Annotated in this window: 17 protein-coding genes; all 17 read left to right on the top strand. The window is 61.6% G+C overall.

Annotated features, from left to right (window positions below; translation table 11 throughout):
* Positions 1-2: 2 nt before the first annotated feature.
* The 17 genes from plsX (at position 3) to J7E36_RS07170 (ending at position 14,732) form a co-directional block, all read left to right on the top strand.
* Complete coding sequence (gene plsX, locus J7E36_RS07090) at positions 3-1,013, top strand: phosphate acyltransferase PlsX (protein ID WP_269216527.1); 1,011 nt, start codon at positions 3-5, stop codon at positions 1,011-1,013.
* A gap of 122 nt (positions 1,014-1,135) precedes the next feature.
* Complete coding sequence (gene fabD / locus J7E36_RS07095) at positions 1,136-2,074, top strand: ACP S-malonyltransferase (protein ID WP_215001280.1); 939 nt, start codon at positions 1,136-1,138, stop codon at positions 2,072-2,074.
* A 15-nt stretch (positions 2,075-2,089) separates the two neighbouring features.
* Positions 2,090-2,833 (top strand): 3-oxoacyl-ACP reductase FabG, encoded by a 744-nt coding sequence (gene fabG, locus J7E36_RS07100; RefSeq protein ID WP_215001282.1) that lies wholly within the window; start codon positions 2,090-2,092, stop codon positions 2,831-2,833.
* Positions 2,834-3,024: 191 nt separating this feature from the next.
* On the top strand, positions 3,025-3,261 hold the full coding sequence (gene acpP, locus J7E36_RS07105; protein WP_215001284.1) for an acyl carrier protein: 237 nt from the start codon (positions 3,025-3,027) through the stop codon (positions 3,259-3,261).
* Between the two features lie 108 nt (positions 3,262-3,369).
* Positions 3,370-4,614 carry a beta-ketoacyl-ACP synthase II gene (fabF, locus tag J7E36_RS07110; protein ID WP_215001287.1) on the top strand — a complete coding sequence of 415 codons (1,245 nt, stop codon included), beginning with the start codon at positions 3,370-3,372 and terminating at the stop codon, positions 4,612-4,614.
* Positions 4,614-5,429, top strand: a complete 816-nt coding sequence (gene pabC, locus J7E36_RS07115; RefSeq protein ID WP_215001289.1) for an aminodeoxychorismate lyase — start codon at positions 4,614-4,616, stop codon at positions 5,427-5,429. The genes fabF and pabC overlap by 1 nt, the downstream gene beginning before the upstream one ends.
* Before the next feature lie 3 nt (positions 5,430-5,432).
* Positions 5,433-6,599, top strand: a complete 1,167-nt coding sequence (mltG, locus tag J7E36_RS07120) for an endolytic transglycosylase MltG (protein ID WP_215001291.1) — start codon at positions 5,433-5,435, stop codon at positions 6,597-6,599.
* A gap of 19 nt (positions 6,600-6,618) precedes the next feature.
* On the top strand, positions 6,619-7,251 hold the full coding sequence (gene tmk, locus J7E36_RS07125) for a dTMP kinase (protein WP_215001293.1): 633 nt from the start codon (positions 6,619-6,621) through the stop codon (positions 7,249-7,251).
* Positions 7,244-8,230, top strand: a complete 987-nt coding sequence (locus J7E36_RS07130; RefSeq protein ID WP_215001295.1) for a DNA polymerase III subunit delta' — start codon at positions 7,244-7,246, stop codon at positions 8,228-8,230. Before tmk ends, J7E36_RS07130 begins: the two co-directional genes overlap by 8 nt.
* A gap of 42 nt (positions 8,231-8,272) precedes the next feature.
* Positions 8,273-8,629, top strand: a complete 357-nt coding sequence (locus J7E36_RS07135; protein WP_215001297.1) for a PilZ domain-containing protein — start codon at positions 8,273-8,275, stop codon at positions 8,627-8,629.
* An 11-nt stretch (positions 8,630-8,640) separates the two neighbouring features.
* Positions 8,641-9,435, top strand: coding sequence for a TatD family hydrolase (locus J7E36_RS07140; protein WP_215001299.1), 795 nt, complete (start codon positions 8,641-8,643; stop codon positions 9,433-9,435).
* Positions 9,436-9,819: 384 nt separating this feature from the next.
* A complete protein-coding gene (locus J7E36_RS07145) occupies positions 9,820-10,458 on the top strand; it encodes a TetR/AcrR family transcriptional regulator (RefSeq protein ID WP_042730323.1) in 639 nt (212 codons plus the stop codon).
* A 135-nt stretch (positions 10,459-10,593) separates the two neighbouring features.
* A complete protein-coding gene (locus J7E36_RS07150) occupies positions 10,594-11,562 on the top strand; it encodes a GTP 3',8-cyclase MoaA (protein WP_215001301.1) in 969 nt (322 codons plus the stop codon).
* A 190-nt stretch (positions 11,563-11,752) separates the two neighbouring features.
* Entirely contained in the window at positions 11,753-12,358 is a 606-nt protein-coding gene (locus J7E36_RS07155) for a DUF4823 domain-containing protein (RefSeq protein ID WP_215001303.1), read from the top strand.
* 13 nt (positions 12,359-12,371) lie between these two features.
* Positions 12,372-12,932, top strand: coding sequence for a DUF1285 domain-containing protein (locus J7E36_RS07160; RefSeq protein WP_215001305.1), 561 nt, complete (start codon positions 12,372-12,374; stop codon positions 12,930-12,932).
* Between the two features lie 181 nt (positions 12,933-13,113).
* Positions 13,114-13,860: a FadR/GntR family transcriptional regulator gene (locus J7E36_RS07165; protein WP_215001308.1), complete on the top strand. Its 747-nt coding sequence runs from the start codon at positions 13,114-13,116 to the stop codon at positions 13,858-13,860.
* Complete coding sequence (locus tag J7E36_RS07170) at positions 13,857-14,732, top strand: SMP-30/gluconolactonase/LRE family protein (protein WP_215001310.1); 876 nt, start codon at positions 13,857-13,859, stop codon at positions 14,730-14,732. The genes J7E36_RS07165 and J7E36_RS07170 overlap by 4 nt, the downstream gene beginning before the upstream one ends.
* Positions 14,733-14,771 lie beyond the last annotated feature (39 nt).

A 14,771-nucleotide genomic window follows, 5' to 3' on the forward strand; every position in this document is an offset into this window, starting at 1 on the left:
CCTTGTCCGCTCAAGTCATCGCGATTGACGCAATGGGCGGGGACTTCGGTCCCCGCAGCATTGTTCAGGCCAGCCTTGCTTGTCTGAAAGCTACGCCCTCGCTGCACCTGACCCTCGTCGGTCAACCCTCCCTCCTGGAAGACATGCTCAACGGCCAATCGGCTGTCGATCGCGCGCGCCTGACGATTGCCCCGGCCTCCGAAATCATCACCATGGACGAGAAACCGGCCCAGGCCTTGCGGGGCAAGCCGGATGCCTCGATGCGGGTGGCCCTTGGGCTGCTGCGCGACGGCAAGGTCCAGGCGTGTGTCAGTGCGGGGAATACCGGAGCGTTGATGGCGCTGTCGCGCTACGTGCTCAAGACCCTGCCCGGCATCGATCGCCCAGCGATGGTCGCGGCCATTCCGACCCGGCGCGGTTTCTGTCAGTTGCTCGACCTGGGCGCCAACGTCGATTGCAGCGCCGAGCATCTGCTGCAGTTTGCGGTGATGGGCTCGGTCGCCGCGGAAACCCTGGGCATCGTGCGCCCGCGCGTGGCGTTGTTGAACATCGGCACCGAAGACATCAAGGGCAACCAGCAGGTCAAGCTGGCGGCCACTTTGTTGCAGGGTGCCCGGGGCATCAACTACGTCGGTTTCGTCGAGGGTGACGGCGTGTACCGCGGCGAGGCGGACGTGGTGGTGTGTGATGGCTTCGTCGGCAATATCCTGCTCAAGTCCAGCGAAGGCCTGGCCACCATGATCAGCGAGCGCATCGAGACGTTGTTCAGGCAAAGCCTGGCCTCGCGGATAGTGGGCGCCCTGGCGCTGCCATTGATGCGTCGGCTGCAAGCGGACCTGGCGCCGGCGCGGCACAACGGTGCGAGTTTCCTCGGGCTGCAGGGGATTGTGATCAAGAGCCACGGTTCGGCGGGCGTGCAGGGTTTTCAAAGCGCGATCAACCGGGCGGTGATCGAGATCCAGGAGAACCTCCCCGAACGATTGCATGGCCGCCTTGAGGATTTGTTGGCTTAGGCGTTTTCGTCCGACAATGCTTAAATGTGACCGGTTGGTTCAACCCGCCATCCAACTGTCAGTTTCCAGCGCCCCCAGGGGCGTCACTTTTTGACGACAAGATCATTAGGGGCTTTGTTTTCATGTCTGCTTCCCTCGCATTCGTCTTTCCAGGACAGGGCTCGCAGTCCCTCGGCATGCTGGCCGAGTTGGGCGCGCAATACCCGCTGATCCTCGAAACATTCAAAGAAGCGTCCGATGCGCTCGGTTATGACCTGTGGGCACTGACCCAGCAAGGGCCGGAAGAGCAGCTCAATCAAACCGATAAAACCCAGCCGGCCATCCTTACCGCCTCGATCGCGCTCTGGCGCCTGTGGCTGGCTGAAGGCGGCGCGCGCCCGGCGTTCGTCGCCGGTCATAGCCTGGGCGAATACAGCGCCCTCGTGGCTGCTGGCAGCCTGAGCCTGGGGGATGCGGTAAAACTGGTGGAGCGCCGCGGCCAGCTGATGCAAGAGGCTGTACCGGCCGGGCAGGGCGGCATGGCCGCGATCCTCGGCCTGGAAGATGCCGATGTGCTGGCAGCCTGCGCCGAAGCGGCGCAAGGCGATGTGGTCAGCGCGGTGAACTTCAATTCGCCAGGCCAGGTGGTGATCGCCGGCGCCAAGGCTGCCGTCGAGCGTGCCATTGAAGGTTGCAAGGCCCGGGGTGCCAAGCGCGCCATGCCACTGCCAGTCAGCGTTCCGTCGCACTGCGAACTGATGCGCCCGGCCGCCGAGCGCTTTGCCGAGTCCATTGCCGCCATCAATTGGCAGGCTCCGCAGATTCCCGTGGTGCAGAATGTCAGCGCCAACGTGGCAGCGGACCTCGGGACCCTCAAGCGCGACCTGCTGGAACAACTCTACAAGCCGGTTCGCTGGGTCGAGTCGGTACAGACCCTGGCCGCCAAGGGTGCGACCGAACTGGTCGAATGCGGCCCCGGCAAAGTGCTGGCCGGCCTGAACAAACGTTGCGCCGAAGGCGTGTCGACTTCCAATCTCAACACCCCAGACGCTTTCGCTGCCGCCCGTGCAGCGCAGGCCTGAACAGGAGAAGCTTGCATGAGTCTGCAAGGTAAAGTTGCACTGGTGACCGGTGCAAGCCGCGGCATCGGCCAGGCCATTGCCCTGGAACTGGGTCGCCAAGGCGCCATCGTCGTGGGTACTGCGACCTCTGCCTCGGGCGCCGAGCGTATCGCTGCGACCCTGAAGGAAAATGACATCCAGGGCACCGGTCTCGAATTGAACGTGACCAGTGACGAATCCGTCGCGGCCGTATTGGCAAGCATCCAGGCGCAGTTCGGCGCGCCGGCGATCCTGGTGAATAATGCCGGTATCACCCGCGATAACCTTATGATGCGCATGAAAGATGACGAATGGTTCGACGTGATCGACACCAACCTGAACAGCCTGTACCGGCTGTCCAAGGGCGTCCTGCGTGGCATGACCAAGGCCCGTTGGGGTCGTATCATCAGTATCGGTTCGGTTGTGGGTGCCATGGGCAACGCGGGCCAAGTAAACTATGCTGCGGCTAAAGCCGGCCTGGAAGGCTTCAGTCGTGCTCTGGCACGTGAAGTGGGTTCGCGGTCGATTACGGTAAACTCGGTTGCACCGGGTTTCATCGACACCGACATGACCCGTGAACTGCCGGAAGCACAACGTGAAGCCTTGCAGACGCAAATTCCGTTGGGTCGTCTGGGGCAAGCTGAAGAAATCGCGTCCGTGGTCGCTTTTCTTGCGTCGGACGGTGCGGCATACGTGACTGGGGCTACAATCCCGGTGAACGGCGGGATGTACATGAGTTAAATGTGGCGGATTGCTTCAAAAAAATGTCATACGAGCTGTCTAAAATCCGTTATAAAGCTGCAATCAATTTATAGACGGTGGGCCTCTGGGTTCGAGGAGCGAAGCTTTCGGTTGAAAAACCGAAAAGTTCTTCTATACACTTACCTTCCCGGCCAGCCGACTGAATTTATCCATTAGGAGTTAAAAAAGGTATGAGCGACATCGAATCGCGCGTCAAGAAAATCGTTGCCGAGCAACTGGGCGTTAAAGAAGAAGAGGTGACCAACAGCGCTTCCTTCGTTGATGACCTGGGTGCCGACTCCCTTGACACCGTTGAGCTGGTGATGGCTCTGGAAGAGGAATTCGAGACCGAGATTCCTGACGAAGAAGCTGAGAAGATCATTACTGTACAAGCAGCTATCGACTACGTTACCAACCATCAGGCGTAATCGTTTTTAGTCGTCGCTAGCTGTCATGGAAAAACCGCACTGCCATCACGGCGTGCGGTTTTTTCTTTAGGCCTGATGCAAAGTCGTCATTAGAAAAAGGAGAGTGCTGTGTCGCGTAGACGCGTCGTAGTCACCGGTATGGGTATGTTGTCGCCACTGGGCACGGATGTGCCGGGCAGCTGGCAGGGCATTCTGGCTGGCCGCAGTGGCATCGGTCTGATCGAGCACACCGACCTTTCTGCCTATTCCACCCGTTTTGGCGGCTCGGTAAAGGGTTTCAATGTCGAGGAGTACCTGTCGGTCAAGGAGGCCCGCAAGCTCGACCTGTTCATTCAATACGGCCTGGCAGCCGGTTTCCAGGCAGTGCGTAATGCCGGCCTGGAAGTCACCGACGCCAACCGTGAACGCATCGGCGTGGCCATGGGCTCGGGTATCGGTGGTTTGACCAATATCGAAGAAACCAGCCGCACGTTGCACGATTCGGGGCCGCGACGGATTTCTCCGTTCTTCGTGCCGGGCTCGATCATCAATATGATTTCCGGTTTCCTGTCCATCCACCTGGGTGCACAGGGACCCAACTACGCCATTGCCACGGCGTGCACCACCGGTACCCACTGCATCGGCATGGCCGCGCGCAACATCATGTACGACGAAGCCGACGTGATGATTGCCGGTGGCGCCGAAATGGCGGCGTGCGGCTTGGGCATGGGCGGCTTCGGCGCATCCCGTGCGCTGTCGACCCGCAATGACGAGCCGACCCGTGCCAGCCGGCCGTGGGACAAGGGCCGCGACGGCTTCGTGTTGTCCGACGGTGCCGGCGCGCTGGTGCTCGAGGAGCTGGAGCACGCCAAGGCGCGAGGCGCGACCATCTATGCCGAGCTGATCGGTTTTGGTACCAGCGGCGACGCCTACCACATGACCTCGCCACCCGCCGATGGCGCCGGTGCCGCCCGTTGCATCGCCAATGCCTTGCGTGATGCGAAAATCAACGGGGAGCAGGTGCAGTACATCAACGCCCATGGCACGTCGACCCCGGCCGGCGACCTGGCCGAAGCCCAGGCGATCAAGACCGTGTTCGGTGACCATGCTTATAAACTCGCAGTCAGTTCGACCAAGTCCATGACCGGTCACCTGCTGGGTGCGGCGGGTGCGGTGGAAGCGATCTTCAGCGTACTGGCGATCAACAGTCAGGTGGCGCCGCCGACCATCAACCTCGATGAGCCGGACGAAGGCTGCGACCTCGACTTCGTGCCGCACACGGCCCGCGGCATGGACATCGACGTGGTGCTATCCAACTCCTTCGGCTTCGGCGGGACCAACGGCTCGCTGGTGTTCCGCCGGTTCGCCGGTTGATGGAGAGTTGGGTCGACGGTCAACCGGCCGACGTCCTGTCGCTGAAAGATCGCGGCCTGGCTTATGGCGATGGGTTGTTTGAAACCATCGCCGTGCGCGCCGGCCAGCCCCTGCTGCTGGAGCGTCATCTGCAACGTCTGGAAGCGGGCTGCCGGCGGTTGGCGCTCAAGGTCGACATGGGTGGGTTGAGCGCTGAGCTGAGCGCCTACGCCCATGGCCTGGGCGACGGCGTGCTCAAGCTGATCGTGACCCGCGGCAACAGCCTGCGCGGTTATGCCGCGGACCCTTCGGCTCCGGCGCGACGCATCCTGCAAGGCAGCCCTCCACCCGTTTATCCGGCTGCCCATGCCGAACAAGGCGTACGTCTGTTCCCCTGCACCGTGCGCTTGTCCGAACAACCCCTGCTTGCTGGCCTCAAGCACCTCAACCGTCTGGAGCAGGTGCTGGCTCGTGCCGAATGGACCGATGTGCAACACGCCGAGGGCTTGATGCTGGATACCTCCGGGCGGGTGATCGAAGGTGTATTCAGTAATCTGTTCCTGGTGCGCGATGGCGTATTGATCACGGCGGACCTGAGCCGGTGTGGCGTGGCCGGGGTGATGCGCGCAGAATTATTGTTTCAAGCCGAGTCCCAGGGTATTGCCACGCACATCACCGATATTCGCCCTGAACAATTGCACCAGGCCGATGAAGTGTTTGTCTGCAACAGCGTCTATGGCGTGTGGCCAGTGCACGCATGTGGTTCGGCACGCTGGTCGGTTGGGCCGCTCACCCGTAAACTGCAAACCCTTGCCCGCGCATTATTGGATGCTTGATTCGTGAGACGTAAATTCTTGCTGCTGCTGGAAACCGGACTGGTTCTGGCAGGGCTGCTGATGGGCGCTTCGGCCTGGAAGATTCATTCGGCGCTGCAACAGCCGCTGAACATCACCCAGGAAGAAATGCTCGACGTACCCAACGGGACGACCCCGACCGGAACCCTCAAGCGCCTCGAAGCCGACGGCCTGATCAAGGACGCTTTCTGGCTGCGGATCTACTGGCGCTTCAATCTCGCTGACCAGCCGTTGCACTCCGGTGAATACCGGATGGTGCCAGGCATGACGGTGGAAGGCCTGATCGGCGTCTGGAAGCGCGGCGAAGTGGTGCAGTACAGCGTGACCTTCGTGGAAGGCTGGAACTTCCGCCAGGTGCGTGCAGCGCTGGCGAAGAATGAAAAGCTTGAGCAGACGCTTGCCGGGCTCAGCGATAGCCAGGTCATGGACCGTCTCGGGCATTCCGGGGTATTTCCCGAGGGGCGGTTTTTCCCGGACACGTATCGCTTCGTGCGCGGTATGTCGGACGCCGACCTGCTGGAAAAGGCCTACGACCGGCTGGAAGACGTGCTTGCCAAGGAGTGGGCCCAGCGCGCCGCCGATGTACCTTACACCCAGCCCTACCAGGCGCTGATCATGGCGTCCCTGGTGGAGAAGGAAACCGGAGTGCCCCAGGAGCGCGGCCAGATCGCCGGCGTGTTCGTGCGGCGCATGCGCCTGGGCATGCTGTTGCAGACCGATCCCACGGTCATCTACGGCCTGGGCGAGCGCTATACCGGCAAGCTTACCCGTGCCCATCTGAAAGAAGAAAATCCGTATAACACCTACCTGATCCCGGGTTTGCCGCCAACGCCGATTGCGATGGTGGGCCGCGAAGCGATTCATGCGGCGCTGAATCCGACATCGGGCGACAGCCTTTACTTCGTCGCCCGGGGTGACGGCAGCCACGTGTTTTCCGATGACCTGGAGTCGCACAACAACGCGGTGCGCGAGTTCCAGCTCAAGCGCCGTGCCGATTACCGTTCCAGCCCGGCCCTGGCCCCGATGAACCCGGAGGAGCAGGCACCGATTCCTGCCGCATCGCCCGATACGGCGCCGGAAGTCGTGCCCCAGGTACCGGCGCAGCAGCCGGCCCCGGAACCGAATGCAAGCGAGCCGCCGGGCCCGCAATGACTCTGATTAAGGATCGCCCGTGACTGGCTTGTTTATTACGCTGGAAGGCCCCGAAGGCGCCGGCAAGAGCACCAACCGCGAATACCTGGCCGACCGCCTGCGGGCCGCTGGCATCGAGGTCGTGTTGACCCGCGAGCCGGGCGGTACGCCGCTGGCCGAGCGGATCCGCGAGGTGCTGTTGGCGCCCGTTGAAGAAGTCATGAACCCGGACACCGAGCTGTTGCTGGTCTTCGCTGCCCGGGCGCAGCACCTGGCCGCCGTGATTCGCCCGGCGCTGGCCCGTGGCGCGGTGGTGCTCTGCGATCGCTTCACCGATTCAACCTACGCCTATCAGGGCGGCGGCCGGGGCTTGTCCCTGGAGCGTATCGCCGCGCTGGAAACCTTTGTCCAGGGCGACCTGCGACCGGACCTGACCCTGGTGTTCGACCTGCCGGTGGAAATCGGCCTGGCTCGCGCCAGCGCTCGTGGCCGGCTGGACCGTTTCGAGCTGGAAGGCCAGGCCTTCTTCAATGCAGTGCGTAACGCCTTCCTGAGCCGCGCCAAGGCCGATCCGGCGCGTTACCTGTTGATCGACGCCGCTCAACCGCTGACCCAGGTCCAACAGTCGTTGGACAGCTTGTTGCCGCGCCTGCTGGAGCGCGCCCGTGGCTGAAGCCTATCCGTGGCAAGACGCGCTCTGGCAGCAATTGGCTGGTCGTCGCCAGCATGCCCATGCCTATCTGCTGCACGGCCCGGTCGGGATTGGCAAACGGGCGTTGGCCGAGCGCCTGATGGCGAGCCTGCTGTGCCAACGTCCGACGGCTTCGAACGCCTGTGGCGACTGCAAATCCTGCCTGCTGCTCAAGGCCGGCAGCCATCCTGACAATTACGTGCTCGAACCGGAAGAGGCGGACAAGGCGATCAAGGTCGACCAGGTCCGGGACCTGGTCAGCTTCGTGGTCCAGACCGCGCAGATGGGCGGGCGCAAGGTGGTGCTGATCGAGCCGGTCGAGTCGATGAACATCAACGCCGCCAACGCTTTGCTCAAGAGCCTCGAAGAGCCGTCCGGCGATACAGTGCTGTTGCTGGTCAGTCATCAGCCGAGCCGCTTGCTGCCGACCATCAAGAGTCGTTGCGTACAGCAGGCCTGTCCGTTGCCCAGCGAGGCGATGAGCCTTCAGTGGTTGGCCAAGGCGTTGCCCGACAACACCGATGAAGAGCGTGCCGAGCTGCTGACCCTCGCGGCCGGCTCGCCCCTGGCGGCGGCCAGTCTCCAGGTCCAGGGCGTGCGCGAACAGCGGGCGTTGGTGGTGGACGGGGTGAAGAAACTGCTCAAGCAGCAGCAATCGCCCACGCAATTGGCTGAAGGTTGGAACGCCATCCCGTTGCTCCTGCTGTTTGACTGGTTCTGTGACTGGTCGAGCCTGGTCCTGCGTTACCAGCTCACCGAGGACGAGGCCGGCCTGGGATTGGCGGACATGCGCAAGGTGATCCAGTACCTGGCGCAAAAAAGCAGCCAGGACAAAATCTTGAACGTTCAGGACTGGATTCTTGCCCAACGGCAGAAGGTGCTGAGCAAGGCGAACCTCAATCGGGTGCTGTTGCTCGAAGCGCTGTTGGTACAATGGGCGAGTTTGCCTGGTCGAAACTGACAGACACCGCCTAGACTGAGCTCAATCGCAGCGGAGATCAGCATGAACGAACCTGTCAGTCCCGGGCCACGCAATGGCATCCTGTCCTTGACCATCAAGGACAAGTCGGTGCTTTACGCCGCCTACATGCCCTTCATCAGGAATGGCGGCCTGTTCATCCCCACGAACAAGCATTATCGCTTGGGCGATGAGGTGTTCATGCTGTTGAGCCTGATGGATGAAGCGGAAAAAATCCCGGTCGCCGGCAAGGTGATCTGGATAACGCCCAAGGGCGCGCAGGGCAACCGCGCCGCTGGTGTCGGCGTGCAGTTCAACGACGGTGACAATTCCGCGCGCAATCAGATCGAAACCCATTTGGCCGGCTCCCTGAAGTCCGACCGTCCCACCCATACGATGTAGTCCAGCCCTTTATGCTTGTAGATTCCCATTGCCACCTTGATCGCCTCGACCTCGCCGCCCACGACGGCTCCCTGGATGCCGCGCTGGACGCTGCCCGCCAGCGGGGCGTCGGCCACTTCCTGTGCATCGGCGTCAGCGCCGACAACGCCGCCGACGTCAAGGCGCTGGCTGAGCGCTATGCCGATGTCGATTGCTCGGTCGGCATCCACCCGCTGGATGTCCAGCCCGATGCGGCGCCGGCGCTCGATTGGTTGCTGCGTGAGCTTGATCATCCGCGGGTGGTCGCCATTGGCGAGACCGGCCTGGACTATCACTACGAGCCGCAAGCCGCCGAGGTCCAGCAGGCGTCGTTCCGCCTGCATCTGCAGGCGGCGCGGCAGACCGGCAAGCCGGTGATCATCCACACCCGCGGTGCGCGGGCCGACACTCTGGCCTTGCTGCGTGACGCTGCGCTGCCCCAGGCCGGGGTGTTGCACTGCTTCACCGAAGACTGGGACATGGCCAAGGCCGCGCTGGACATGGGCTATTACATCTCCTTGTCCGGGATCGTCACGTTCCGCAATGCCGATGCCCTGCGCGACGTCGCCAGCAAAGTGCCGGCTGATCGCCTGTTGGTGGAAACCGACGCGCCTTACCTGGCGCCCATTCCCCATCGTGGCAAGCCGAACCTGCCGCAGTACGTTCGCGAGGTTGCAGAGTTTCTGGCGATGCTGCGGGGCGAGTCCTACGAGCGTTTCGCCGAACAGACGACGGAGAATTTTAAGCAATTGTTTCCGCTGGCCCATGTGCGTCCGGGGCAGGCCTGAATTTCATGCAAAAAAAACCCGGGTTCTGGGGGGTGAATCCGGGTTAAGACCATTAGGAGTAAAACAAAGGCACGCGGTCCCTTGGTACCTTTATCAGCGCGTCACTTGGGGGAGATGTCGCGCCGACAGTTGAAGTATTGATCAGTATGCCGACGCGTCCAGTCGGGCCCGGGCGGTTTTTAAACAGATTTGGAATACGCTCGCTTCGGTTAGGTTCTCATTGTCGCCAAGCTTTGAAGTTAGAGCGTGTCGAGCTGAATCCAGGGGAGCAGGGTGTGCACGGTTTTCTGAAGAACTGAGGCGCAGAACGGATGATCCGTGCATTTTTGCGTAAGTTAGGCATAATACCCGGCTTCGAATTTTGACCCTTCAGACCTTTTTCTTATGCACAAAGAACCCCGTAAGGTCCGTGAGTTTCGCCGCCGCGAGCAGGAAATTCTCGACACCGCGCTCAAGTTGTTCCTCGACCAGGGTGAAGACAGCGTCACCGTCGAGATGATTGCGGATGCCGTGGGTATCGGCAAAGGCACGATTTATAAACATTTCAAATCCAAGGCGGAGATCTACCTGCGCCTGATGCTCGATTACGAGCGCGATTTGAACGAGCTGCTGCATTCGGCCGATGTGGACAAGGACAAGGAAGCCCTGTCCCGGGCGTACTTCGAGTTCCGCATGCGCGACCCGCAGCGCTACCGCCTGTTCGATCGCCTGGAAGAAAAGGTGGTCAAGGGCAACCAGGTGCCTGAAATGGTCGAGGAGTTGCACAAGATCCGTGCCTCGAACTTCGAACGCCTGACGCTGCTGATCAAGGGGCGGATCACCGAAGGCAAGCTCGAAGACGTGCCGCCTTATTTCCATTACTGCGCTGCCTGGGCGTTGGTGCACGGCGCGGTGGCGCTGTATCACTCGCCGTTCTGGAGCAATGTGCTGGAAGATCAGGAAGGCTTCTTCCAGTTCCTGATGGACATTGGCGTGCGCATGGGCAACAAGCGCAAGCGCGATACGGACGTCCCGAGCAACTGACATTCAGCTGCCTGATTGCGCCATGTCTGCTTACATGGCGCAGTGCCCCAGGAATATACTCAGGCATGGGCCTTGCGCAAACCTGATTTCTAGGTCAAGTTTCGCCAGCCCGATTCTTCTTCCGCCGGAGTGATCATGATCGTTGATCGTCAAGGCAGGCGCTTCCGCAATCTGCGGATCAGCCTGACTTCAGCCTGCAATTACGCCTGTACCTACTGCGTGCCCGACGGCAAGCGGCTGGTGGCTGCGCAGGATGAGCTGTCGGCCGACGCGATGGCGCGTGGCGTCGCCTACCTGATCGAGGCTGCTGGTATCGAGCGTCTGCGCATTACCGGCGGCGAGCCGTTGGTCAGTCCCAAGCTCGAACGGTTCATGACCGCGGTGGGGCAGATGGGCCTGGAAGACATCAGCCTGACCACCAACGGCCAGTTGCTGGCAAAGAAGCTGCCCCTGCTGGTAGACGCCGGTATCCGCCGCATCAACGTTTCCCTCGACACCCTGGACCCCGCGGCGTTTCGCAGTATCGCCCGTGGCGGCGACCTGGCGACGGTGCTCGATGGCATGGAGCAGGCCCGGGCCGCGGGGATTAAGATCAAGGTCAACATGGTGCCGTTGCGCGGGCAGAACCTGGACCAGGTGATGCCATTGCTCGACTATTGCCTGGCGCGGGGCTACGAGCTGCGATTCATCGAGTTGATGCGCATGGGCCACCTGGCCAGCGACTCCAATGCATTCCTGCAGCAGTTCGTCAGCCTCCAGCAATTGCTCAGCCTGATCGGTGGTCAGTACGAGTACCTGCAAGCCGACGCGCCAGTGGATGCCACGGCGGTGCGCTATGAGATTCCGGGGCAGGGGCATTTTGGTGTGATTGCAAACGAAAGCGTGCCGTTTTGCCGTACCTGTTCGCGGCTGCGGTTGTCCTCCACGGGGTGGTTGCATGGTTGCCTGTCGTCGAGCAATCGGCACTTCGTCGGGGACCTGCTGGACAAACCTCGTCACCAGGCGCTGCCAGCCTTGCAGCGGTTGCTGGTCAAGGCCCTGGGCGATAAGCAGGAAGTGGCATTTTCCGGCGGCGCGACCGTGATGAAGATCATCGGCGGCTGATCCGGCGCAATCGCGGGCAAGCCTTGCTCCCACAATGTAAACACCGTACCTGTGGAGCAGGGCTTGTCCGGGATACAGTCTCTTCATTCCCCCTGAATAAATCTGACAGCCCGCATTTCATTGAGCTGGCGCAAAAGCTGCATCCCACGACCATTCGCCGGTTTTCCGACACCGGTTCTTGGAGGGTAGGATGCGTAGCCTGGTTTTGCTGCTGGCCGTTTTGGCGCTTGGCGGTTGCATGAATGTCAGCGACATGGGAGAGGGCGTTCGTTATCACATGAGCGACGCCGGCCTGCTGGACCATAGCGACAGCCGTCGGGTGAACAACCTGCGTATCCAGCCGGACTCGTTCATCTTTATTGCCCAGGGCGCCTTTGCCCCGCCAGGCAGCGCCTATCCGCGGCCCAATGTCGTGGCTGAAGAAGCCTTCAACGGTTTCATCGAATATTTCCCCATGGTCCGCCGCGCCCGGGTTCCGGAAGGCCTTGACCAGGCGATGGGCGAAGCCCGTGCCGCCGGCGCGCATTACCTGCTGTACACCCGCTTTGCCAAGGCCGATAACCGCATCGGTAACGGCGACGAATGGGCGGATGAAGAAGCCGTGGATCGCCTGGGTGTCGATACCAGCGTGATTCAGATCATGTTGATCGAGACCAGCACCCAGTATTTGATTGATACTGCACGCATCAAGAGTCGTGGCGGTTTACTGACGTTGCACGACACACAGCCCCAGGACCTCATCGCCACGCCGTTGCGTGAATATGCCCGCAGCCTGCTGGGGATGAGCGACGAATAAACAAGGAGTCACCATGAGCGGACCGCAAAAAGCCAATGACTTGCTGGGGCAGATCCCCAAGACCAAAGGCCTGCCGCCGGTCCATTTGTGGAACCCGGATTTCTGCGGCGACATCGACATGCGCATCGCCCGGGACGGCACCTGGTATTACCTGGGCACGCCCATTGGGCGAAAGCCGATGGTCAAGCTGTTCTCCACCATCATCCGCCGCGACGGCGATGATTACTTTCTCATTACCCCGGTGGAAAAAGTCGGCATCCAGGTCGACGATGCGCCGTTCGTGGCCGTGATCCTGGAAGTCGAAGGCGAGGGGGAAGGCCAGGTGTTGCGCTTCACCTCCAATGTCGACGAAATCATTGAGGCCGGTGGCGAGCATCCGATGCGGGTAGTGATCGATCCGCAGACCCAGGAACCCGCCCCCTATGTGCATGTGCGCAGCAATCTCGAAGCGCTGATCCATCGCAATGTGTTCTATCAGCTGGTGGAGCTGGCGGTCAGCCGCGAGATCGACGGGCAGCGCTGGCTGGGTGTGTGGAGTGGCGGGGTATTCTTTCCGATCGGCCTTGAACCCTGATTCACCCATGTGGGAGCGAGCCTGCTCGCGATAGCGGCGTGTCAGTAACGGGTTGGTCAACTGACCCGCCGCTATCGCGAGCAGGCTCGCTCCCACAGTTCGTTCCTGCCAAAATTCAATTGACACCCAATCATATGATGATTAGCGTAAGCCATCTATAAGAGTGGCCCGCGGGGTTGTCATGTCCAGCAGTTTTCACGCATCGACCGTCGATTGGCTGGGTGGCTGGATCGCCGCCGGCCAGGTCAAGCCTGGGCAAACCATCAAGGTCGAAGCAGACCTGGGCGAGCAACTGGGTGTCAGCCGCACGGTGATTCGCGAGGCCATCAAGACCCTGGTCGCCAAAGGCATGCTGGAAGTCGGGCCGAAAGTCGGCACGCGAGTGTTGCCGGTGCGTCGCTGGAATCTGTTCGATCCGCAAGTGGTCGGCTGGCTGTCGCGCAGCGGTCTGCCGGAAAACTTTGTCGATGACCTGCAGGACCTGCGCCGTACCATCGAACCGATGGCGGTGCGCTGGGCCTGCGAGCGGGCCACGGCCGATCAGGTGCAGGCGATTCGCCTGGCCTATCATGCCCTGGAGCGGGCCGTGGACAGCGGCGCCGATTACAACCGCGCCGACCAGTTCTTCCACGAGTGCATCCTCGCCGCCAGCCATAATCAATTCATCGAACAGATGGTCCCCGCCCTCGGGGCGCTGCTGGCGGTATCCTTCGAAGTGTCCGCCGCCGATCCGGATGAACTGCGACGCACATTGCCTATCCATAAGGACATCGCCGAAGCCATTGCCGCCCGTGACGCGGCGCGCGGCGTCTGGGCGTGCATGACCCTGATCGACAACGCCGACCTGGCCATCAAACGCTTTTACCCCAATGTCATGGCCGGTCGCCTCGATCCTGCCGGACAAGCCGGGAACAGGAGATTCCAATGAAGTGGAAGGCTGTGACGGAACACCGTGCCCAACTGGGCGAAGGGCCCTTCTGGGACGAGCCGACCCAGGCGCTGTATTGGGTCGATATCGCCGGCAAGCAGGCGCTGCGGCTGATCGGCGCCAATGTGCAGATCTGGCAGATGCCCGAACATGTCTCGGCCTTTATCCCGACCCAGAGTGGCGACGCGCTGGTCACCCTGAGCAGCGGTGTCTATCGGTTGGACCTGGATTCGCCGGGGCTGGAACCGCGCTTGACGTTGCTGTGCATGGCCGACCCGCAGCCGGGCAACCGTCCCAACGAGGCCCGGTGCGACGTCTTGGGCCAACTCTGGCTTGGCACCATGCAGAACAACATCGGTGACGCGGGTGAAGACTTGCCGGTCGAGCGGCGCTCCGGCGGGCTGTTTCGCGTCGGCGGCGATGGCCGGGTCATGCCGTTGTTGCGCGGGTTAGGCATCCCCAACACGTTGCTCTGGAGCCCGGACGGCACCACGGTGTATTTCGGCGAAAGCCTCGACGGCACGTTGTACAAGCACTTTATCTACCCCGAAGGCAACCTGGCGCCGGCCGAGGTCTGGTTTGGTCCGCACCCGCGTGGCGGGCCCGATGGCTCGGCGATGGATGCCCGGGGTTATGTCTGGAATGCGCGCTGGGACGGCAGTTGCCTGTTGCGTTTGCACCCCGATGGCCATGTCGATCGGGTGATCGAATTGCCCGTCAGCCGTCCCACCAGTTGCGTGTTCGGTGGCGAAGACCTCAAGACCCTGTACATCACCAGCGCGGCGAGCCCACTGGGGCATCCGCTGGACGGTGCGGTGCTGTCGATGCGAGTCGATGTGCCAGGCGTCGCGTGCACGAGGTTTGCCGGTTAAATCCCAAAATATGGGATGTAAATATATATATTGAGATTA

Source organism: Pseudomonas fluorescens (assembly GCF_018614775.1).
Taxonomy (GTDB): domain Bacteria; phylum Pseudomonadota; class Gammaproteobacteria; order Pseudomonadales; family Pseudomonadaceae; genus Aquipseudomonas; species Aquipseudomonas fluorescens_BY.

Coding starts and splice junctions, on each gene's coding strand:
- J7E36_RS07160 (WP_215001305.1), top strand. CDS start 12,372: ATGAGCGGACCGCAAAAAGCCAATGACTTGCTGGGGCAGATCCCCAAG.
- acpP (WP_215001284.1), top strand. CDS start 3,025: ATGAGCGACATCGAATCGCGCGTCAAGAAAATCGTTGCCGAGCAACTG.
- J7E36_RS07145 (WP_042730323.1), top strand. CDS start 9,820: ATGCACAAAGAACCCCGTAAGGTCCGTGAGTTTCGCCGCCGCGAGCAG.
- J7E36_RS07155 (WP_215001303.1), top strand. CDS start 11,753: ATGCGTAGCCTGGTTTTGCTGCTGGCCGTTTTGGCGCTTGGCGGTTGC.
- J7E36_RS07165 (WP_215001308.1), top strand. CDS start 13,114: ATGTCCAGCAGTTTTCACGCATCGACCGTCGATTGGCTGGGTGGCTGG.
- J7E36_RS07150 (WP_215001301.1), top strand. CDS start 10,594: ATGATCGTTGATCGTCAAGGCAGGCGCTTCCGCAATCTGCGGATCAGC.
- fabG (WP_215001282.1), top strand. CDS start 2,090: ATGAGTCTGCAAGGTAAAGTTGCACTGGTGACCGGTGCAAGCCGCGGC.
- J7E36_RS07170 (WP_215001310.1), top strand. CDS start 13,857: ATGAAGTGGAAGGCTGTGACGGAACACCGTGCCCAACTGGGCGAAGGG.
- J7E36_RS07140 (WP_215001299.1), top strand. CDS start 8,641: ATGCTTGTAGATTCCCATTGCCACCTTGATCGCCTCGACCTCGCCGCC.
- fabD (WP_215001280.1), top strand. CDS start 1,136: ATGTCTGCTTCCCTCGCATTCGTCTTTCCAGGACAGGGCTCGCAGTCC.
- pabC (WP_215001289.1), top strand. CDS start 4,614: ATGGAGAGTTGGGTCGACGGTCAACCGGCCGACGTCCTGTCGCTGAAA.
- J7E36_RS07135 (WP_215001297.1), top strand. CDS start 8,273: ATGAACGAACCTGTCAGTCCCGGGCCACGCAATGGCATCCTGTCCTTG.